The organism is Micromonospora sp. NPDC005806 (assembly GCF_042871425.1).
Lineage (GTDB): Bacteria > Actinomycetota > Actinomycetes > Mycobacteriales > Micromonosporaceae > Micromonospora.
Window position 1 is genome coordinate 1 of sequence record NZ_JBIAIL010000068.1, and the last position, 19,470, is coordinate 19,470.

Annotated in this window: 19 protein-coding genes; 11 read left to right on the forward strand and 8 right to left on the reverse strand. The window is 72.2% G+C overall.

Annotation, left to right across the window (positions count from 1 at the left end; genetic code table 11):
- Positions 1-281: 281 nt before the first annotated feature.
- The 4 genes from ACFYOS_RS34915 to ACFYOS_RS34930 form a co-directional block, all read right to left on the reverse strand.
- Positions 282-1,040, reverse strand: a complete 759-nt coding sequence (locus ACFYOS_RS34915) for a class I SAM-dependent methyltransferase (protein ID WP_387151130.1) — start codon at positions 1,038-1,040, stop codon at positions 282-284.
- Positions 1,041-1,414: 374 nt separating this feature from the next.
- Complete coding sequence (locus ACFYOS_RS34920; protein WP_387151133.1) at positions 1,415-1,900, reverse strand: GNAT family N-acetyltransferase; 486 nt, start codon at positions 1,898-1,900, stop codon at positions 1,415-1,417.
- A 57-nt stretch (positions 1,901-1,957) separates the two neighbouring features.
- Entirely contained in the window at positions 1,958-2,356 is a 399-nt protein-coding gene (locus ACFYOS_RS34925) for a VOC family protein (protein ID WP_387151136.1), read from the reverse strand.
- Positions 2,353-2,709, reverse strand: a complete 357-nt coding sequence (locus ACFYOS_RS34930; protein ID WP_387151138.1) for a DUF1801 domain-containing protein — start codon at positions 2,707-2,709, stop codon at positions 2,353-2,355. Before ACFYOS_RS34930 ends, ACFYOS_RS34925 begins: the two co-directional genes overlap by 4 nt.
- Before the next feature lie 114 nt (positions 2,710-2,823).
- Here ACFYOS_RS34930 and ACFYOS_RS34935 point away from each other — a divergent pair, with 114 nt between their 5' ends.
- The 4 genes from ACFYOS_RS34935 (at position 2,824) to ACFYOS_RS34950 (ending at position 6,536) form a co-directional block, all read left to right on the forward strand.
- Entirely contained in the window at positions 2,824-3,714 is an 891-nt protein-coding gene (locus tag ACFYOS_RS34935) for a LysR family transcriptional regulator (protein WP_387151176.1), read from the forward strand.
- 31 nt (positions 3,715-3,745) lie between these two features.
- Positions 3,746-4,306, forward strand: a complete 561-nt coding sequence (locus ACFYOS_RS34940; RefSeq protein ID WP_387151140.1) for an NUDIX hydrolase — start codon at positions 3,746-3,748, stop codon at positions 4,304-4,306.
- Between the two features lie 267 nt (positions 4,307-4,573).
- Positions 4,574-5,629, forward strand: coding sequence for a MerR family transcriptional regulator (locus tag ACFYOS_RS34945; RefSeq protein ID WP_387151142.1), 1,056 nt, complete (start codon positions 4,574-4,576; stop codon positions 5,627-5,629).
- Positions 5,630-5,657: 28 nt separating this feature from the next.
- The gene (locus ACFYOS_RS34950; protein ID WP_387151144.1) at positions 5,658-6,536 is read left to right on the forward strand and encodes an LLM class flavin-dependent oxidoreductase; all 879 of its coding nucleotides are present in this window, start codon (positions 5,658-5,660) and stop codon (positions 6,534-6,536) included.
- A 12-nt stretch (positions 6,537-6,548) separates the two neighbouring features.
- On the opposite strand, the gene ACFYOS_RS34955 is transcribed toward ACFYOS_RS34950, so the two are convergent.
- Positions 6,549-6,983 carry an ASCH domain-containing protein gene (locus tag ACFYOS_RS34955; protein WP_387151147.1) on the reverse strand — a complete coding sequence of 145 codons (435 nt, stop codon included), beginning with the start codon at positions 6,981-6,983 and terminating at the stop codon, positions 6,549-6,551.
- Positions 6,984-7,093: 110 nt separating this feature from the next.
- On the opposite strand from ACFYOS_RS34955, the gene ACFYOS_RS34960 reads away from it, so the two are divergent.
- Positions 7,094-7,609 carry an alpha/beta hydrolase gene (locus ACFYOS_RS34960; RefSeq protein WP_387151150.1) on the forward strand — a complete coding sequence of 172 codons (516 nt, stop codon included), beginning with the start codon at positions 7,094-7,096 and terminating at the stop codon, positions 7,607-7,609.
- On the opposite strand, the gene ACFYOS_RS34965 is transcribed toward ACFYOS_RS34960, so the two are convergent.
- A complete protein-coding gene (locus tag ACFYOS_RS34965) occupies positions 7,602-8,627 on the reverse strand; it encodes a hypothetical protein (RefSeq protein WP_387151152.1) in 1,026 nt (341 codons plus the stop codon). The genes ACFYOS_RS34960 and ACFYOS_RS34965 overlap by 8 nt on opposite strands.
- Positions 8,628-8,850: 223 nt before the next feature.
- On the opposite strand from ACFYOS_RS34965, the gene ACFYOS_RS34970 reads away from it, so the two are divergent.
- Complete coding sequence (locus ACFYOS_RS34970) at positions 8,851-11,034, forward strand: N,N-dimethylformamidase beta subunit family domain-containing protein (protein WP_387151154.1); 2,184 nt, start codon at positions 8,851-8,853, stop codon at positions 11,032-11,034.
- 156 nt (positions 11,035-11,190) lie between these two features.
- The gene (locus ACFYOS_RS34975) at positions 11,191-13,380 is read left to right on the forward strand and encodes a N,N-dimethylformamidase beta subunit family domain-containing protein (protein ID WP_387151158.1); all 2,190 of its coding nucleotides are present in this window, start codon (positions 11,191-11,193) and stop codon (positions 13,378-13,380) included.
- 61 nt (positions 13,381-13,441) lie between these two features.
- Here the strand turns inward: ACFYOS_RS34975 and ACFYOS_RS34980 are convergent, their stop codons facing one another.
- Positions 13,442-13,993, reverse strand: coding sequence for a phosphoribosyltransferase (locus tag ACFYOS_RS34980; protein ID WP_387151178.1), 552 nt, complete (start codon positions 13,991-13,993; stop codon positions 13,442-13,444).
- 197 nt (positions 13,994-14,190) lie between these two features.
- Between ACFYOS_RS34980 and ACFYOS_RS34985 the strand changes: the two genes are divergently transcribed.
- Together ACFYOS_RS34985 and ACFYOS_RS34990 are read left to right on the forward strand one after the other, a co-directional pair.
- Entirely contained in the window at positions 14,191-14,817 is a 627-nt protein-coding gene (locus ACFYOS_RS34985; RefSeq protein ID WP_387151161.1) for a septal ring lytic transglycosylase RlpA family protein, read from the forward strand.
- Between the two features lie 100 nt (positions 14,818-14,917).
- On the forward strand, positions 14,918-16,045 hold the full coding sequence (locus ACFYOS_RS34990) for a PP2C family protein-serine/threonine phosphatase (RefSeq protein ID WP_387151164.1): 1,128 nt from the start codon (positions 14,918-14,920) through the stop codon (positions 16,043-16,045).
- Between the two features lie 14 nt (positions 16,046-16,059).
- Here the strand turns inward: ACFYOS_RS34990 and ACFYOS_RS34995 are convergent, their stop codons facing one another.
- Positions 16,060-16,548, reverse strand: coding sequence for a MarR family transcriptional regulator (locus tag ACFYOS_RS34995; protein WP_387151167.1), 489 nt, complete (start codon positions 16,546-16,548; stop codon positions 16,060-16,062).
- Positions 16,549-16,635: 87 nt separating this feature from the next.
- Between ACFYOS_RS34995 and ACFYOS_RS35000 the strand changes: the two genes are divergently transcribed.
- Together ACFYOS_RS35000 and ACFYOS_RS35005 are read left to right on the forward strand one after the other, a co-directional pair.
- Positions 16,636-17,304 (forward strand): NAD(P)-dependent oxidoreductase, encoded by a 669-nt coding sequence (locus tag ACFYOS_RS35000; protein ID WP_387151170.1) that lies wholly within the window; start codon positions 16,636-16,638, stop codon positions 17,302-17,304.
- A 146-nt stretch (positions 17,305-17,450) separates the two neighbouring features.
- Positions 17,451-19,307: an acyl-CoA dehydrogenase gene (locus ACFYOS_RS35005; protein ID WP_387151173.1), complete on the forward strand. Its 1,857-nt coding sequence runs from the start codon at positions 17,451-17,453 to the stop codon at positions 19,305-19,307.
- The last annotated feature ends 163 nt before the right edge of the window (positions 19,308-19,470 follow it).

Sequence of the window (19,470 nt, forward strand, 5' to 3'; positions counted from 1 at the left end):
CGGCGCCACCAAGCCCGAGCTCGACGAGCCCACTACACCCGACGGCTCAACCTCGAACTTCAACCATGATCCCGAACGGCGGCTGCCGTACTAGGCCCGCTCTGAGTTCCGCCTCAACGCCTGACGGTCGGCCGCGCTCACCCTTGCAGTCGATGCGCCCAGTAGATCTCATCTACCCACATGATTCTGCCGTCACAAGCCTGGTGTCCTGCCCGATCTTCCGGTCTGCCATGCCGCTCAACCACGGGTAGCGCTGCGCCATCTTGGGTTTGTAGCGGAGTTTAGGGCAGTTCGAGCGTGAGCAGCGGCTCAGCAAACACAGGCGCTGGTGCGCTGGGATCTGCGGCAACAGCCTGCTCCAGTCGGCGGAAGCCGGCCTCCAGGTCCTCAGGACTGAGCTGCGCGAAGAACGAGAGGGTGCGCAGGCGCAGCCGTTCGAGCATGTCGCCGCAGGTGCCCGAGGACGGCTCGGTGACCGTGCCGAAGCTGGCAACGCGCCAGCCGACCGACGTGAACGTCGCGATGACCTCGTGCAGCGGCTGAAACAGCGAGGCGTCCACCTCGTAACCGCGGGGGAAGTACTCCAGCCACCACGGCCGGGGATGGTGGTCGCTGAAATTCGCGCGCAGTAGCAGCCGCCCGCCGGGCCTGAGCACCCTGGCCAGCTCCCGGGCTGCCCGGGGCTTGTCCTGGACGTGGTGCCAGGACAAGAACATGAGAGCGTAGTCGGCGCTGCCGGACGGCGCTGGCATGTCCTCGGCGGTGCCTGCCTCATACCTCACACCGGGATGCTGGGACTGCGTCTGCGCAACCTCGCGCATGCGGACCGACGGCTCGACGCCGGTGACTGGCCCGAACGCTCGTGCCAGCGCGGGGGTGAACCTGCCGGTCCCCGAGCCGACGTCCAGCCCCACCAGCGGACGCCGCTCGGGCAGCACCGCTTCAAAAGCGCTGATCCATACATGCAGTTGCTGCTGGGTGAGGGCGCGGCCGCGCGCGTAGTCCTGGTACTGCTCCGTGTCGTAGTCGATCGATCTCATCGCACCTCCTGCGTTAGCCGGCGGGCCGCAGCGCCGTCCGATATATCAGGCCGATACATCGAGACGATATTCGTCGTTGCGTCACCCGACAAGGTGCCTGTGCGACCGGAGCCTTACCAACGACCCGCGCGACAAGATCTGCCGGCTGCTGGGCCACGGCGCGGGAGGCGTCACCGAGCGACAGCTCGCGAGGCTCAACGCCTGCCGGCGGGCTGCGACCCCGGCCGGGAGGTCATCGTCGCCCTGGTTGCGCTATCAGCAGCTGCATTCGGCCCGCGCCGCCAGGAGCACCCCCGGCCACGAGGTCGTCGAGCAGGTCATCGTCTCGTTCCCGAGCTGCCCGATTGGTTACAGGAGGAGGCCTCCGCGACGGCTCAGGCTGCCAGATCGTGGACGTGCCGCAGACCGGGCTGCCCGTCGAGCAGCACCTCACCGACCGGGACGAACCCGGTCCGCCGCAGCACCGCCAGCGAGGCGGGATTCGCGAGCGCCGCCGAGGCGACCAGCTCGCGCAGCCCGTACGCGTCGCGGGCCAGTTCGCAGACGCGGCGGACGCCCTCCCGGGCCACACCCCGACCGGTGGCCCGCTCGGCCACCCGGTAGCCCAGTTCGGCGCGGCCGTCGGCGACGTCGACCAAGTTGAACCGGCCCAGCACGGACCCGTCGTCCTCGACCAGCACATGGAAGTGGCACCGGCCGGTGGCCTGCTCTTCCAGCAGCGCCGCGTGCCGGGTGTCGAACTCCGCGAAGTAGTCGTCGCCCCGGTCCGGCACCGACCGCGCGAAGAACGCCCGGTTGTCCCGCTCGAAGCGGAGCAGCGCGGGAGCGTGGTGGACGTCGAGTCGCTCGAGTGCGGGCATCGGGCCACGCTAGCAACGTCGGGGTAGCGTCCGACCGGGCCGGGACGACGACCGGGATCAGGCCCCGGACGGGGAGGCCGGGTACCAGCGCAGCTCGACGGTGTTGCCGTCCGGGTCGCGAACGTAGATCGAGGTGGCGCTGCCCCGGGCGCCGAAGCGTGGCACCGGCCCGGTCAGCACGGTGAACACCCCGGAGTCGATCACCTGCTGCCAGTCGAGCGGGTCGACCACCAGGCAGAAGTGGTCCACGTTCGAGCCGCTCGGCTCGCCACTGACCAGGTCGATGATGGTCTCCGGGTTGACGCGTACCGAGGGGAAGGGGACCTCGCCGGCCCGCCAGCGGTCGACGCGGACCGGCGCCAGCCCCAGCGTGCCGCAGTAGAACTCGAGGGACCGCTCCACGTCGGCGACGGCGAGGACCAGGTGGTCGAAGCCCGTCACCCGCACCGCGCTCACCGGGTCTCCAGGTCGTACGCCCGCCGGAGCCAGCCGGTGAACAGCTCCGGGTCGATCTCGTCGACGGTGCGGAGCTTGACCGAGGCCATCCGCCGCGCGCCGGCGGCGAGCCGGCCGGTCTCGTCGTCGACGTCCTGTCCCCGCCACAGCCCGAAGGTGAGGTACGACGGGTACGCCTTGACCAGGCAGATCGGCGTCCGCCCCGGCCGGTCGCCGAGCCCCCAGACGGGATGGCCGTGCCACATCACGCCGGTGGCCTCCGGCAGCGCGGCGTCGATGACGGTACGCAGTTTCTCGCCGGTCTCGCGCAACGGCCCGTCGAGGCCGCTGAGGTAGGTGCTGACGAGGTCCATGGGTACTCCTCCTGCGAACATCGGGAACACCGTCCACCCTCGCTGGCAGCGCGCGGCCGACCAAGACGCGATCGGGCTACGATCGTTGACCAGGATTCAACAATGGGGGTCAGCGTGCTCGAGCGGTACGAGATCGAGACGTTCCTGACCCTGGCCGAGGAGCTGCACTTCGGGCGTACCGCCGAGCGGCTGCGGGTGACCACCGGGCGGATCAGCCACGTGGTGCGGAAGCTGGAACGCCGGATCGGGGCGCCGCTCTTCGAGCGCACCAGCCGGGTCGTCCGGCTCACCCCGATCGGCGCCCGGCTCGCCGACGACCTGCGTCCGCTGGTGGCCGGGATGGAGGACGCCGTCCGGCGGGCCGTGGACGCCGGGCGCGGGCTCACCGGTGAGCTGCGGGTGGCGTTCGTCGGCGAGTGGACCGCGCCGGTGCTGCTCCGGGCCGTCACCCTCTTCACCGAACGGCACCCGGACTGCGTGGTGCACGTCCACGAGGCCCCGCTGGCCACCACCCGGTCGAGCCTGCGCGACGGTTCGATCGACGTGCTCATCGCGTCGTACCCCTTCGACGGCATGGCCAACGGTCCGGCGCTGCTGCGTGAGGAGCGGGTCCTCGCGGTGGCCGCGGACCACCCGCTGGCCGGCGCGGAGTCGGTGTCGCTGGAGGCGCTGGCCGATCATCCGGTGGTGCAGTACCCGGCGGTGACCTCGGCCGAGTTCAAGCGCGACCGCACCCCGGACCGGACGCCGTCGGGCCGCCCGGTGCCGAAGGGGCCGGTCGGCAACACCTTCTCGGAGATGCTGTCCCTGGTGGCAATGGGCCGGGGTGTGCTGCCGGTGGGTGAGCAGACCCGGCGCTACCACTCCCGGCCCGACCTGGCGTACGTGCCGATCCGCGACGCGCCACCGATCCTGCGGGGACCGGTGTGGCTGGCGAGCAACACCACCGCCCGGGTACGCGAGTTCGTCCGCGCCACGGTCGACGTCAACGGCCCGGTCGACTGAGACTGTCGGTCCCGGCTGGCAGGCTGCGGGCGTGCGAGACGAGATCCGGGCGCTGGTCGAGGCGCTGAACCCGGGGGACGAGCAGGAGGCACGGCACCGCGGGGAGACCCTGGCCTGGCTGGCCGCGACGGCGGACATCTTCCGCCGGGAGAAGCCGCGTACGCCCTCCCCGCACCTGGTCGCGTACTTCCTGCTGCGCGACGAGACGGACGGCGCGGTGCTGCTGGTGGATCACCGGAAGGCGGGAATGTGGCTGCCGACCGGCGGTCACGTCGAGCCGGGCGAGCACCCGGCGGAGACCGTACGCCGGGAGGTGGTGGAGGAGTTGGGCGTGCCGGCCGCCTTCTCCCAGCCCTTCGGTGAGCGCCCGGCCTTCCTCACGGTCACGGAGACGGTCGGCGGGCCGGCGGACCGGCACACCGACGTGAGTCTCTGGTACGTGTTGAGCGGCAGCCGCGACCAGCAGTTGGTCCCCGACGCGGGCGAGTTCCGGGGCGTCCGCTGGTGGACGCCCCGGGAAGTGGCCGGCGCCGCGCCGGGCACGGTCGAGCCGCACCTGAGCCGGATGCTCGCCAAACTCAGCCGAGGCTGACGGTCAGCGGCCGCAGGTCCTTCCGGGGCACGAGCGCGACGGCCAGCAGGACCAGGGCGCAGGCGGCTCCGATCAGGAAGTGGCGAGCTGGCGCAGCCGAGCGGTCTCGACCTGGAGGGCGTCCAGGCCGGCCGGGGTGAGCCGGTAGTAGCGGCGCAGCCGCCCGTCGATCACCTCTTCCCGGTCGGGCGCCTTGACCCTGCCCCTGCGGCAAGGCCCAGCGTGGTCCGTGCCGGTCGCCGTGACCGGCACGAGGAGGATGTGTCCGTGGAGCTGCTGACCATCGGTGCGTTCGCCCGGGCGGCACGACTGACGCCCAAGGCGTTGCGGCTCTACGACGAGCAGGGGCTGCTGCCCCCCGCCGCCGTCGACCCGCACTCGGGCTACCGCTACTACCGGCCCGCGCAGCTCGACCGCGCCCGGCTGATCGCCACCCTGCGCCGGGCCGGGATGCCGCTGGCCGAGATCCGGACCGTCTGCGGCCTGGCCGCGGAGGCGGCTGCCGAGGCGGTCGATGCCTGGTGGCGGCGGGTCAGCGCCGACACGGCGGCCCGCGGACGCGTCGTCGCGCTCCTCGTCGACCAGCTCTCCGAAAGGGGAACCACCATGTCCGACACCACCTTCCGGTACGCCGTCCGCTGCGAGACCGGCGCGGTCCGCGACTCCAACGAGGACACCGCGTATGCCAGCGAGACCCTGCTCGCCGTGGCGGACGGCATGCGCGGTCCCGGTGGCGCCGCCGCCAGCACCGCCGCCGTGGACGCGCTCCGGCCGCTGGAGCTGGCCGACGCGCCGCCCGCCGAACTGCTCGCCACGCTGGCGGACGCGGTGACGGCGGCCGACCGGACGGTACGCGCGCACGGGACCGACGAGCACCAGCCGGTCAGCACGCTCACCGCCATCCTGCGGCGTGGCACGCGACTGGCCCTGGTGCACGTCGGCGACACCCGGGCGTACCTGCTGCGCGCGGGCGAGCTGTTCCGGCTGACCCAGGACCACACGTACGTGCAGTCGCAGGTCGACCAGGGTCGGCTGACCCCGGCCGAGGCGGCAGCGCACCCGCAGCGGGCCCTGCTGTCCCGGGCGCTCGGGGCGGGCACGGAGGTCGAGGCGGACCTCGCGCTGCGGACCGCCCTCGCCGGCGACCGCTACCTGCTCTGCTCCGACGGGCTCTCCGCCGTGGTCGCGCCGGAGGCGCTGCACGCGGCGCTCGCCGGGGCCGACGACCCGGAGAGCGCCGTCGGGCGCCTGGTCGACCTCGCGTACGCCGAGGGGGCGCCGGACAACGTCGCCTGCGTCGTCGCCGACGTGGTGGCGGCGTAGCGCCCGGCCGGGCCGTACGCTGGCGATCATGCGGATTGGCATCGTGATCCTGCCCGACCAGCGCTGGGCGGATTCGCAGCGGCGCTGGCGGCAGGCGGACGAGTGGGGCTTCGACCACGCCTGGACGTACGACCACCTGGGCTGGCGCGACCTGGTCGACGGACCCTGGTTCGACTCGATGACCACGCTGACCGCCGCCGCGACGGTGACCTCCCGGATCCGCCTCGGCACTCTGGTCGCGTCGCCCAACTTCCGGCACCCGGCGGCGTTCGCCCGGCAGGTGACCGCGCTGGACGACGTCTCGGGCGGCCGGCTGCTGCTGGGGCTCGGTGCGGGCGGCATCGGGTTCGATGCCACCGTGCTCGGCGGGGAGACCCTGCCGCCCCGGCAGCGGGTGGACCGGTTCGCCGAGTTCACCGAGCTGCTGGACGTGATCCTGCGGAAGGACGGCACCACCTGGCGCGGGGAGTGGTTCGCCGCGGTGGACGCCCGGAACAACCCCGGCTGCGTCCAGCAGCCCCGGGTGCCGTTCGTGGTCGCCGCGAACGGGCCGCGCTCGATGCGGCTGGTCGCCCGGTTCGGCCAGGGCTGGGTGACCACCGGGCTCGGCGGCGACGACCTGGCGAGCTGGTGGTCGTCCGTCGCCGAACTCTCGGCCCGGATGGACGAGACCCTCGACAGGGCGGGGCGCGACCCGGCCACCCTGGACCGGTACCTGTCGCTGGACGCCGCGCCGGCCTACTCGCTGAGCGGCGCGGACTTCTTCGCCGAGCAGGTCGGCCGGGCTGCCCGGCTGGGCTTCACCGACGTGGTGACGCACTGGCCCCGGGCCAGCAGTTGGTACGCCGGCGACGAGGCGGTGCTGGCGGAGGCGGCGGGACTGCTGCCTGAGCTGCGCCGCGCCTGACGGGCCGTCCGGTCAGGTGCCCAGGTCGCCGGTGCTGATGCCGCCGTCCCCGGCGGAGATCAGGCGGAACCGGATGCACACCACCTGGGTGTCGTCGTCGACCGGGAAGCCCTCGCGGGTCCAGTAGCCGCGGTGGCCCTCCCGCCACTCCTCGATCGACCGGTCGCCCTCCCCTTCTGAGCGGGCGAAGTCCCAGGGCACGTCGGCGAAGCGGACCACCTCGACGCCGGTGACCTCGACGACGCCGACCAGCGCGTCGTGGTCGTCGACCAGGACCAGCCGCTCGCCGACCTGCTCCAGCTTCTCGTTCTCGGCGGCGTAATCGCCGGTCAGCAGGCCGGCGGTGGCGGTCTTCACGCCGGCCAGCACGAGGCTGTTGAGTCTGCTGCGCATCTCGCCGGGCGCGCCGAGGGCGAGGGTGCGGAGTCCACCGATCCGGGGCCACATCCTGCCGAGGCTAACGGCCGACCCGCCGCCCGGCACCGAATTTCACCTCCCCCAGGGGCCGCTGTCGGTGATGCTGACGGGAGAGCCGGAGAGGTCACGAGGAGGCGACCATGGCGGACCGCCGGGCGGTGCTCGTCCCGGGTGTGGGTTACGACACCCGGGCCCCGCTCTTCGCGTACGTCGGGGAGGCGCTGCGCCGCCTCGGCTTCGACGTCCACGGGGTGACCTGGCAGGTGCCCCGCGACCTGCCCGCCGACCGGACCGCAGAGTGGGTGGCCGAGCAGGTGACGCCGGCCCTCGACGGCGGCGTCGACCTGCTGGTCGGCAAGTCGCTGGGCACCTTCGCCACCCCGCTCGCCGCCGACCGGGGGCTGCCGGCGGTCTGGCTGACCCCGGTGCTCAACCACCCCGAGGTGGTCGACGGGCTGGACCGGGCGACCTCGCCGTGCCTGCTGGTCGGGGGAACCGCCGACTCGCTCTGGAACGGCGAGGTGGCGCGCCGGCTCAGCCCGCACGTGCTGGAGGTGCCGGACGCCGACCACTCGATGCTGGTGCCCGGCCCGCTGGCGCGCTCCGCCGACGTGTTGGGCCGGGTCTGCACCGCGGTGGAGGAGTTCGTCAGATGAGCTGGGCGGCGTAGCCGGCCGCCGCCAGCACCCGGGCGTCGCCGGTCGCCGCGTGGGCCTCCAGCACCGCGTCGGCCAGCTTCACCACGTGTGCGTCGCCGTGCCGGGCCGCCCGGGCGAACACCTCCGCCGGCCCAGCGGCGACGGCTCCAGGTCGCGGCGCGGCGGCCGGCGTGGGTGGGGCGTACACCGAGGTCACGGCGGCCGTGGCCGACCAGGCCGCGGCGACGCTCGGCGCCCACAGCGCCGGGTCCAGGGCCGGCAGGGTACGCAGCACCGCGGTCGGCGCGGTCACCGCGTGCACGAGCATCACCGGGTTGCCGTGCCCGAACCGCAGGTAGTCCAGACCGGCGCGGTGCACGAGCTCGGTGAGGGTCCGTTCGGCCTCCCCCGGGCCGGCGGGCGGCCGCAGCGCCGCCGCCGCACCGGCCCATTCAGGTACGTCCGGCAGCCGCCCCAGCCGTTCCCGGATTCCCCCGCTCTGCTCGGGGATCCGGGGTACCCCGGCCAGTGCCGAGGCCACGTCGGACCGGCCGGTGAGCGGGCCGGCGCCGGGCACCGGCTGCCACCGGGCGGCCCAGTAGCCGAGCGCCTGACCCAGCTCGGCGAGCCGCTCCGGGCTCACCCCGTCGGTACGCAGCACGCGCACGGCGTGCCCGACCCGGATCACGCCGTGGGTGGCCCCCGCCGCGATGCCCGGCAGCAGCCGGGGCCACCAGGTGCCGAGCACCTCCTGCCAGGGGTGTTCGCGCAGCTCGCGGTCGAAGTGGGCGAGCCAGTCGCCGGCGCGCTTCGGGTCGCCGAGCGCGGCCCGCCAGTCGTCGACCGGCCGTAGGCCGCGGGGCAGGTCGTCCAGCCGGCCCAGGTAGTCGTCCAGCCAGCGGTGCACCCGCGCGCCGTGGCCGTGCCGGACCAGCGCCTCGACCGCCATCGGTCCGTGGTTGGAGAGCCAGCCCTCGAACTCCGGGCCGGTCCGGTGCAGCCGCTGGTACGCCTCGTCCAGGATGTCGTCGTCCATACCGCGATCCTCGAAGTTCAACCGACCTTGAAGTCAACCCCGACCCGAGGAGTGCAAATGATCAGCGTTCGTCAATCCCCTGGACCGGCGACCCGGGGTCGTCCACCCGGTCGGAGCTGGGCGGCGAACGGGCGCACTGTCGGGACCCGACCCGGAGTGGGGCGGCAGCCGAACGCGCCTCGGAGTAGCTTCCCGGTCACCTTCGGTCCATGAAGGAGTCGCCATGGGGGAGTTTGCGAATTCTTCGGGCATGCCGCGCCGGAGACTGTTGCGCGACGGGGTCGTCATCGCCGCCGCCGTACCGCCGCTCCTGGCGGTGGGCGAGCAGGTCGCCTCGGCGGCGGTCCCCGCCTACGACCCGCAGCAGCGCTTCATCCGGCTGGTCGGCGGCGGTTCGGGGGTGCTCTACGCGATCCAGGCCGACGGGGCCCTCTACTGGTACCGGCACCTGGGCTGGCAGACCGGTGCGGCCACGTGGGCCAGCGGCTCGGGGCGTCGGATCGGCAGCGGGTGGAACCAGTTCCAGGCCGTCTTCGGCGGCACCGAGGGCTCGCTGTACGCGCTGCGCGGCGACGGCGTGCTGCTCTATTACCGCTATCGGCTCAGCAACGGGATCACCGGCGTCGGCACCTGGATCACGGGTGGCCAGATCGGGTCCGGCTTCGACCGGTACCCCCGGGTCTTCGGCTTCAACGGCGACATCTACGGGCAGACCGCCGAGGGTGAGCTGTATCTGCACCGGTGGGACCTGGTGACGAAGACGTGGAGCGTCGACGGCACACGGATCGGCACCGGGTTCAAGGGCGGCGTGCTCCAGGCGGACACCCACGGCGTCATCTACTCCTACCGGTTCGGCGACATCGAGTGGTACCGGCACCTGGGCGGCGGGGCCTGGGCCTCGGGTTCCGGCTTCCGGGTCGGCAGCGGGTTCCGCAACTTCTGGCTGAACGACGGGGTCTGGTGCACCGGTCAGGGTGCCGTCTACGCGATCCCGCCCAACTCCCCCACCAGCAGCCAGACCGGCACCCTGCTGGAGTATCGGCTGACCAACTACCCGACGGCCGGCACCGACAAGCGGGCCGCCTGGATGAACAGCGGCACCGGGCGGACGGTCGGCCGGGGCTGGACCATGCAGACCCAGGCCGCCCTCCAGGGCTATCCGAACACGCCCAGCGTCGTGCAGGGCGAGGTGGTCCGGATCGCGGTGTCGACCGGGCTGCCCTCGGTCAGCGCGGCGATGGTCCGGTTGGCGCCCGCCGCCGGCGCGCCGGAGGCCGTTTCGCAGCCGTTCTCGGTCGCCACCGGCGTGCAGGCCCTGCCGACGGGCTACCTCACCGTCGGCTGCAACTGGTCGGACCGGATCCAGTTCCGGATCCCGTCGGACTGGCAGCCCGGCCTCTACGCCGCCCAGCTGGAGGGGCCAAATCGGCTGCGCCGGTATGTGCCGTTCGTGGTCCGGCCGGTGACGCCGATCAACAAGATCGCGGTGCTGCTGTCCAGCTTCACCTACAACGCGTACAACAGCTGGGGCGGGCACAACCAGTACTGCAGCGACGTCACCACCCAGCGCCCGCTGACCGTCCGCCGACCCTCCACGGAACTGAACGTGGAGGACCCGGCGATCTTCGACCACACCCTCTGGTCCGACCTCATGCTGACCCGCTGGATGACCCGCCAGGGTTACGCCTTCGACTGCTACGAGGACATGGACCTGCATGCTTCCGGGTCGTGGCTCACCAAGTACCAGGTCCTGGTGCTGGGCAGCCACCCCGAGTACTGGACCGACGCGATGCGGCAACAGTTGGTCAACTACCAGGCCGGCGGCGGACGCCTGATCTACCCCGGCGGGAACGGCCTCTACGAACGGGTACGGGTCAACAGCGCCCGCACGGTGGTGACCTACCGGCGCTCCGACGGCAAGCGGGACTACTACACCGCGTTGGGACTGCCCGCCTCGCAGTTGGTCGGTACCAACTACATCGCCGCCGGCAGTTACGCGCCCTACCGGGTGGTCCGGGACCATCCGCTGCTCGCCGGCACCGGGCTCGTGGTGGGCAGCAGATTCGGTGCCACCGGCTACAACAAGGGCGCGAGCGGCTGGGAGATGGACGCGATGCGCGGTCTGGCCGGCGAGGCAGCTCCGTCCCAGGTGATCGCGATGGGTGAGAACCCCGGCGGCGACGGCGCGGCCATGGTGTTCATGGAGAAGGCCAACGGCGCGCTCGTGTTCAGTGCGTCCGCCATCTCGTTCGTCGGCGCGCTGGACAGCGATCCGGCGATGTCCACCCTCTTCCGCAACGTCTTCGACCGGATGCTGGCCTCGGGTCAGCCGGTCCGGGCCACCGAGGCGCCGATGCCGCGGACCAGCCCGGCCCCGGGCGTGCCGGAGCCGTCGTCCATGGAGTGACCGGCCGTCAATCCGCCGGAACGGCGATCTTCGCCGTACCGGCCGGCCGGAAGTATCCGGCGAAGGGCGTGATCCGGACCCTGCGGATCGGCACGGTGCGTGATCCGATGCTGCTTCGGAGTATCTTGCCCGTGCGTCTGTCACGGGGGAGTGATCATGGAAGAAAGCCCGAAGCCGGGCATCGGCCGTCGGCGTCTGCTGCGGAACAGCGCGGTCATCGCTGCCGCCGTACCGCCGGTCCTGGCGGTGGGTGAGGCGGTGGGTCAGCAGGCCGCCTCGGCGGCCGTCCCCAGCTACGACCCGCAGCAGCGGTTCATCCGCCTGGTCGGCGGTGGCGGCGGGGTCATCTTCGCCATCCAGGCCGACGGCGGCCTCTACTGGTACCGCCACCTCGGCTACCAGACCGGTGCGGCCAGCTGGGCCAGCGGCTCGGGGCGCCGCGTCGGCACCGGCTGGAACGGGTTCCGGGCCGTGTTCGGCGGTGTCGACGGGTCGCTCTACGCGCTGCGCGGCGACGGCGTCCTGCTCTACTACCGTTACCGGCTCAGCAACGGGACCACCGGCGTCGGCACCTGGATCTCGGGCGGCCAGATCGGGTCGGGCTTCGACAAGTACCCCCGGGTGTTCGGCTTCAACGGCGACATCTACGGGCAGACCTCGAACGGCGACCTCGTCCTGCACCGGTGGGACCTGGTCGCCAAGAAGTGGTCGGTCGACGGTCTGAAGATCGGCAGCGGCTTCAAGAGCAGCATCTGCCAGGCGGACACCAACGGCGTCATCTACGCCTACAACTACGGCGACATCTCCTGGTACCGGCACCAGGGCGACGGCGTGTGGGCGACGGGCTCCGGGTTCAAGATCGGCAGCGGGTTCCGCAACTTCGGGTTGAACGACGGGGTCTGGTTCACCGGTCAGGGCGTCCTCTATGCGATCCCGCCGGACGCGCCCGCCGCCACCCAGACCGGTCAGTTGATGGAGTACCGGCTGACCAACTATCTGACGGCCGGCACCGACAACCGGACCGCGTGGATGAACAAGGGGTCGGGGCTGAAGGTCGGCTCCGGCTGGACGGTGCAGACCCAGGCGGCCCTCCAGGGCTACCCGACCACGCCCAGCGTTCGGCAGGGCGAGGTGGTCCGGATCGCGGTGTCGACCGGGCTGCCCTCGGTCAGCGCGGCGATGGTCCGGTTGGCGCCCGCCGCGGGAGCGCCGGAGGCCGTTTCGCAACCGGCCTCGGTCGCCACCGGCGTGCAGGCTCTGCCGAAGGGGTACATCACGGTCGGCTGCAACTGGACCGACCGGATCCAGTTCCGGATCCCCGCGGACTGGCAGCCCGGCCTGTACGCCGCCCAGCTGAGCGGTGCCTACGGGCTGCGCCGGTACGTGCCGTTCGTGGTCCGGCCGGTGACACCGACCAACAAGATCGCGGTGCTGGTACCGACCTTCACCTACAACGCGTACAACAGCTGGGGCGGGCACAACCAGTACTGCAACGACATCTTCAAGCCGCGCCCGCTGACCGTCCGCCGGCCCTCCACCGAGTGGAACGTCGACGACCCGGGGGCGCCGGACCACACCCTCTGGTCGGACCTGCTGCTGACCCGCTGGATGACCCGGCAGGGGCTCGCCTTCGACTGCTACGAGGACATGGACCTGCACGCCTCCGGGGCGTGGCTCACCAACTACCGGGTGATCGTGCTGACCAGCCACCCGGAGTACTGGAGCGAGGCCATGCGCCAGAACCTGGTCAACTTCCAGGCCGGGGGTGGTCACGTCGTCTACGCGGGCGGGAACGGCATCTACGAGCGGGTACTGGTCAACAGCGCCCGCACGGTGGTCACCTACCGGCGCACCGACGGTAAGCGCGACTACTTCAGCGACCTCGGTCTGCCCGCCTCGCAGCTGGTCGGCACCAACTACATCGCCGCCGGCACGTACGCGCCGTTCCGGGTGACGCAGGACCACCCGTTGCTCGCCGGCACCGGCCTGATCGTGGGCAGCAGGTTCGGCGTCACCGGCTACAACAAGGGCGCCAGCGGGTGGGAGGTGGACGGCATGCGGGGCCTCGCCGGTGAGGCCACCGCGGCCCAGGTCATCGCCATGGGCGAGAACGCCAACGGCGGCGCCGCCATGGTCTTCATGGAGAAGCCCAACGGCGCCCTGGTGTTCAGCGCCTCCTCGATCTCGTTCGCCGGTGCCCTGGCGAGCGACGAGGCGATGTCGACCCTGTTCCGCAACGTCTTCGACCGGATGCTGGAGACCGGCGTGACGGTCAAGGCGACCGAGGCGCCGATGCCGCGTACCAAGGCGGTGCCGGCGGTGCCGGAGCCGACCTTCATGGAGTGACGTCAGGTCGACGCGGGGTCCCGGTCCTCGGGCGGGGACCCCGGTCGGCGGCCGGACGGGTTCAGCCGGGCAGCAGGTCCGCGGTGAGCAGGGAACGCAGCCGGAGCCGTGCGGCGACCGCCGGCGGGCAGGTCGCCACCAGGGCGGCGGCCCCCACCACTTCCGCCCCGCCGGCCTGGACCGCCCGGTGGAGCGCGTCGAGTTGGGCTCCGCTGTCCACCCAGTCGTCGATGAGCAGCACCCGGTCGCCGTGGCTCAGCCGCCGGCCGTCCACGCCGATCCGCAGACGCCGGCCCCGGTAGTCCGGCGGCGTCTCGGCCCAGCGCATGGCGCCCACCCGTCGCCGGTCGCCGCCGTCCTTGTACGCGGGCAGGAAACCGGCGCCGGCCGCCACCGCCACCAGCGGGCCGAGCAGCAGCCCGGTCACCTCGGGGGCGACCACCACGGTGGGCCGGGCGTCCGGGAACAGGCCGGCCAGGGCCGGTCCGACGGCCGCCAGCACCTCCGGATCCCGCCACCAGGCGGAGATGTCGCTGACCAGATGACTGCTGTCCGGGCCGGGATCGACCCACCGGAACAGCTCGACCAGACGTCGGTGCAGCACGACATCCATCATCGGGCACCGACGCCAGGCGATGGACCGCCCGCCCCTGCCTGCACTCCTTCCTCCGATCGGATGAGTCGAGCTGGGTCGACCGGATACACGTATGCGGGTAAATGCGGGCATACCGTCATGATCACGTTGACTTCGGAAGTGCTTCTCTCGTTACGGTCCCACCCGGTTTGTTCAGCTGACGAAAGGACCGGGCGGTGGCTGGTAAGCACTTCCGTACCCGTAAGTTCTCGCCCGCGGGCATCGCCGCCACCGCAGCCGTCGGTGTGGTGCTCGCCGTCGGCGGCACCGTCGGCGCGGTCCAGCTCACCTCGGCCGAGCCCGCCGCCGAGCCGGCCGCCGTCGAAGCCCTGCCCAGCACGCTGGCCCCCAGCTCGGCCGCCGCGTCGCCGAGCGCGTCCGCGTCGCCGAGCCTCAGCCCCTCGCCGAAGGCCACCCCCAGCCCCAAGGTGACCCGCACCCAGGCGGCCTCCCGGAGCCAGACCCGGACCGCCAGCTCGAAGCCCACCGCGAAGAAGACCACCACCACCGCCAAGGTCGTGCAGAGCGCCACCTGCGGCGCCTCCTTCTACGACGAGGGCCAGATGACCGCGAACGGCGAGACCTTCAACCCGAACGCGCTGACCGCCGCGCACAAGACCCTGCCGTTCGACACCAAGGTCCGGGTGACCAATCCGGCCAACGGCAAGTCGGTGGTGGTGCGGATCAACGACCGCGGTCCGTACGTCGACGGCCGGTGCCTCGACCTGTCCCGCGCGGCCTTCGCGGGCATCGCCTCGACCGACCTCGGCGAGGTGACCGTCAGGTACGAGGTCCTCGGCTGACCGGGTGACGGACGGCGATCGGCCCGGTGGGGTGACCCGGCCGGGCAGAACCTCCTCGGACGACGGGTCAGGCTCATTCACCCGTTCACGTCCATCAGGCATGCTGTCCGATGTACGCACTCAACCCTTCCAGCCGGGCCGTGGCCCGCTGAGCCCCGGGTCCCGCGCCGGTCTCGGCGCGGCCCTCGCGCTGCTCGCACTCGTCTCCGTGGTGGAGCTGACGGACGGCCGGGCGGCGCATTACCTCGCGCTGATGGTGGCCGCGCCGCTGCTCGCCGCCGCGATGGCGTCCTGGCGGGTGGTGCTCGGGCTCGGCGTCCTCGCCACCGGGATCGCGGCCGCCTTCGCCGTCGGCGAGCAGGCCGCGTCCCTGGTCACCGCCGTCAACGTCGCGGCGGTCGCCCTCGCCACCCCGATCGGCGCCGCCGTGGCGGCGGTACGCCAGCGCCAGGCCGAGCAGATCGCCGAGCTGTCCCGGCTCGCCGCGGTCGCCCAGCAGGCGGTGCTCCGGACGCTCGGCCCCCAGGTGGGCACCGTCGCGGTGGCCGCCCGCTACATTTCCTCCTCCACCAGCGCCGAGATCGGCGGCGACCTGTACGAGGCGATGGACACCCCGTACGGCGTCCGCATGATCATCGGTGACGTCCGGGGCAAGGGGCTGGACGCGGTCCGGTTGGCCAGCATCGTCCTCGGTTCGTACCGGCACGTGGCGTACGAGCGGGCGGACCTGCGGGCGGTGGTGACCGACCTGGACCGGGCGGTGGCCCGCAACGTGGGCGACGAGGACTTCGTCACCGCCGCGCTGGTCGAGGAGCGGGGCGGCACGCTCACCATCGTCAATTGTGGCCATCCGCCGCCGCTGCTGCTGCGCCGGGGCGCGGTGATCCCGCTCGAACCCCCGGCCCCCGCGCCGCCGCTGGGTTTCATGCCGGTGGTCCGGCCCCGGGTGGAGCGGCTCGAGCCGGGCGACCGGCTCCTGCTGTTCACCGACGGGCTCGGCGAGGCCCGCCGGGACGGCGAATTCTTCCCGACGGCCGACCGGGCCTGGCGGCTGCTCGGCCATGGCACCGTCGCCGACGGCCTCGCCTCGCTGGAGACCGCCCTGGTCGAGTGGGTGCACGGCCGGCTCGACGACGACATCGCGCTGGTGCTGATGGAGTACACCGGCCCGCACAGCGGCGTGACGGCCGCCGTGCCGAGCTGGGAAGTGGGCGCGGCCGAGAGCTGACGCCGGCCGCGCGGTCAGCCGTCGGCGAGCTCGTCGGTGGCCCTCCGCCCGGCTTCCCCAGCCCGCTGCAGGAAGTCGGCGATCACCTCCAGTTGGGTCTCGTCGTAGCCGGCGCAGATCTCGTCCATCGCGGTGTTCATGCCCGCGTAGAGGCGGAACAGTTCGCCGTTGCGCTCGCGCAGGGCCCGGACAGTCACCGAGCGGCGGTCCGGGGCGGCGGGGTCGCGCTCGCGCACGATCCAGCCGCCGCGCTGGAGCCGGTCCAGGATGCCCGTCATGGTGGCCGGATGTAGGCCCGCCCGGCGGGCCAGTGTGCCGGGGCTGAGCGGTCCGTGGCGGGCGATCAGGTCGAGGCAGTCCAGGTCCACGTCGCGCAGCGAGAGGCGTACGCCGACGTGGTGGTTCAGCAGCGCGAGCTGGTTGCTCAGCTCCCGCATCGCCTCCTTGATCCGGACGGCCGTCCGGCGGTGTCGGCGCGCGTCCGCAGATTCTACGGAACTCATATTGTTTGAACCTCGTATCAACTGTTACGGTTTCCATATCTTACGGGAGGTGGCCGCCGTGGGCGGCCCTCGACGAAGGGGTGGCGGATGAAGCTCACGATCTTCGGGGCCAGTGGTGGGATCGGTCGTCACCTCGTCGACCAGGCCCTGGCCGCCGGTCACGACGTCACGGCGGTGGTGCGCGATCCGGCCCGCCTGCCCGGCACCTCCGCGCAGGTGGTCACCGCCGACCTGGCGGCGGCGGACCCGACGGCGCTGCAGGCGGCGGTCGGCGGCGCCGACGCGGTGCTGTCCGGCCTCGGCCCCCGTTCCGCGGCCGACGCCGGTGTAACGTCCCGGGGCACCCGGGCCGTCGCCGAGGCGATGGCCGGATCGGGCGTACGCCGGATCGTGGTGGTCAGTGCCGCCCCGGTCGGCGTGGTGCCGTCCCCGGGCCGGCCGCGCCCGCCCCGCTACGACGAGGGCGACGGTCCCCTGATGCGCTTCGTGCTCGGGCCGGCGATCCGGCGGGTGCTGCGCCGCCACTACGCCGACCTCGCGCTGATGGAGGAGGAGCTGCGGGACGGTGGCCTCGACTGGACGGTGGTCCGGCCGCCGCGGCTGACCGACGGCCCGCTGACCGGCGACTATCGCACGGCGTACGGGCGTAACATCCGGGGCGGCCTGACGGTCTCGCGGGCCGACGTCGCCCAGCTGATGCTCGCCCTGCTCGACCGGCCGGAGTCCGTCCGGCGCACCGTCGGGGTCGCCGGCTGACCCCGGGAGTCCCGCGGTGGCCGGAACCTGAACCGAAAGTGTGTAATCGCTGTCACTTTCACGATCGGCTTGTCGTTGGCTACCGGCGAGTAATAGAGTCGGGGTTACTGATCGGTAACACCTGTCCGGAAGCGGGGCCAGCGAGCATGACCCACTACAAGAGCAACCTTCGGGACCTCGAGTTCAACCTGTTCGAGGTCTTCGGGGCGGACCGGACGTTCGGCCAGGAGCCGTACACGGACCTGGACGTCGACACCGCCCGTAGCTTCCTCGCTGAGGTCGACCGCCTGGCCCGGGAGGACCTGGCCGCCAGCTACTCGGACAGTGACCGCAACCCGCCGGTCTTCGACCCCGCGACGCACACCGCGCCGCTGCCGGAGTCGTTCAAGAAGTCGTACCAGGCGTTCATGGACTCGGAGTTCTGGCGGCTGGACCTCCCCGAGGCCCTGGGCGGCACCAACGCCCCGCGCGCCCTGTGGTGGTCCCTCGCGGAGCTGGTGCTCGGCGCCAACGCCCCGATCTGGATGTACGCCTCCGGCCCGTCCTTCGCGCACGTGCTGCACGTCGAGGGCACCGAGCAGCAGCAGAAGTGGGCCAAGCTCTTCATCGAGAAGCAGTGGGGCTCGACGATGGTGCTCACCGAGCCGGACGCCGGATCGGACGTCGGCGCCGGTCGTACCCGGGCCATCCCGCAGCCGGACGGCTCCTGGCACATCGAGGGCGTCAAGCGCTTCATCACCTCGGGTGAGCACGACCTGAGCGACAACATCGTGCACTACGTGCTGGCTCGCCCGGTCGGCGTCGACGGCGTCGGCGGCCCCGGCACCAAGGGCCTCTCCCTCTTCGTGGTGCCGAAGTACCACTTCGACGAGGAGACCGGCGAGCTGGGCGAGCGCAACGGCGTCTTCGCCACCAACGTCGAGCACAAGATGGGCCTGAAGGTCTCCAACACCTGTGAGGTGACCTTCGGCGAGCACGGCGTCCCGGCCAAGGGCTGGCTGCTGGGCGAGAAGCACGACGGCATCCGGCAGATGTTCATGATCATCGAGTATGCCCGGATGATGGTCGGCACCAAGGCGATCGCCACCCTCTCCACCGGCTACCTGAACGCCCTGGAGTACGCCAAGAACCGGGTGCAGGGCGCCGACCTGACCCGGACGACCGACAAGGCCGCCCCGCGGGTGACCATCACCCAGCACCCGGACGTGCGCCGCTCGCTGCTCATGCAGAAGTCGTACGCCGAGGGCCTGCGGGCGGTGGTCTGCTACACCGCCACCTGGCAGGACAAGGTGGCGCTGGCCGAGGCGGCCGGCGACGAGAAGGCCACCAAGCTGGCCAAGCGGGTCAACGACCTGCTCCTGCCGCTGGTCAAGGGCGTCGGCTCGGAGCGGGCGTACGAGCTGCTCGGCCACGAGGCGCTGCAGACCTTCGGCGGCTCCGGCTTCCTGCAGGACTACCCGCTGGAGCAGTACGTCCGGGACGCCAAGATCGACACCCTGTACGAGGGCACCACGGCCATCCAGAGCCTCGACCTGATCTTCCGGAAGATCGTCCGGGACAACGGCAAGGCCCTGCTGGCGGTCGCCGGTGAGATCCAGGAGTTCATCACCTCCGAGGCCGGCAACGGCCAGCTCAAGGAGGAGCGGCAGGCGCTCGGCAAGGCCCTCGCCGAGATCCAGAACATCCTCGGCGTGATGACCGGCTGGCTGGGCGAGGCCCAGGGCGGCGACGCCCGCGCGCTCTACAAGGTCGGCCTGAGCAGCCGCCGCTTCCTGCTGGCGATCGGCGACCTGGTGGTCGGCTGGCTGCTGCAGAAGCAGGCGGACGTGGCGCTGACGGCCCTGAACGGCGAGGTCTCCACCGCCGACCAGGCGTTCTACACCGGCAAGGTGGCCGCTGCCCGGTTCTTCGCCCGCGAGGTGCTGCCGCGTATCGGCGCCGACCGGCGAATCATCGAGGGCGCCGACCTGGAGATCATGGACATCCCGGAGGAGGCGTTCTGACCCCCCTGGGGTGATCGGACCGGTTCGACGAGTTGTCGCAGTGACGACGGCGGGCGGCGCGCGCCCCCCCCCCCCCCCCCCCCCCCCGGGTTGCCCCCCCCCCCCCCCCGCCCGCCCCCCCCCCCGGGCCCCCCCCCGCCCCCCCCCCCCCCCCCCCCCCCGC

Bases quoted from the DNA above. Each gene is read 5' to 3' on its own strand.
- ACFYOS_RS34915 (WP_387151130.1), bottom strand. From the start codon at position 1,040: ATGAGATCGATCGACTACGACACGGAGCAGTACCAGGACTACGCGCGC.
- ACFYOS_RS34920 (WP_387151133.1), bottom strand. From the start codon at position 1,900: ATGCCCGCACTCGAGCGACTCGACGTCCACCACGCTCCCGCGCTGCTC.
- ACFYOS_RS34930 (WP_387151138.1), bottom strand. From the start codon at position 2,709: ATGGACCTCGTCAGCACCTACCTCAGCGGCCTCGACGGGCCGTTGCGC.
- ACFYOS_RS34950 (WP_387151144.1), top strand. From the start codon at position 5,658: ATGCGGATTGGCATCGTGATCCTGCCCGACCAGCGCTGGGCGGATTCG.
- ACFYOS_RS34955 (WP_387151147.1), bottom strand. From the start codon at position 6,983: ATGTGGCCCCGGATCGGTGGACTCCGCACCCTCGCCCTCGGCGCGCCC.
- ACFYOS_RS34960 (WP_387151150.1), top strand. From the start codon at position 7,094: ATGGCGGACCGCCGGGCGGTGCTCGTCCCGGGTGTGGGTTACGACACC.
- ACFYOS_RS34965 (WP_387151152.1), bottom strand. From the start codon at position 8,627: ATGGACGACGACATCCTGGACGAGGCGTACCAGCGGCTGCACCGGACC.
- ACFYOS_RS34970 (WP_387151154.1), top strand. From the start codon at position 8,851: ATGGGGGAGTTTGCGAATTCTTCGGGCATGCCGCGCCGGAGACTGTTG.
- ACFYOS_RS34975 (WP_387151158.1), top strand. From the start codon at position 11,191: ATGGAAGAAAGCCCGAAGCCGGGCATCGGCCGTCGGCGTCTGCTGCGG.
- ACFYOS_RS34980 (WP_387151178.1), bottom strand. From the start codon at position 13,993: ATGGATGTCGTGCTGCACCGACGTCTGGTCGAGCTGTTCCGGTGGGTC.
- ACFYOS_RS34990 (WP_387151164.1), top strand. From the start codon at position 14,918: ATGCTGTCCGATGTACGCACTCAACCCTTCCAGCCGGGCCGTGGCCCG.
- ACFYOS_RS34995 (WP_387151167.1), bottom strand. From the start codon at position 16,548: ATGAGTTCCGTAGAATCTGCGGACGCGCGCCGACACCGCCGGACGGCC.
- ACFYOS_RS35000 (WP_387151170.1), top strand. From the start codon at position 16,636: ATGAAGCTCACGATCTTCGGGGCCAGTGGTGGGATCGGTCGTCACCTC.
- ACFYOS_RS35005 (WP_387151173.1), top strand. From the start codon at position 17,451: ATGACCCACTACAAGAGCAACCTTCGGGACCTCGAGTTCAACCTGTTC.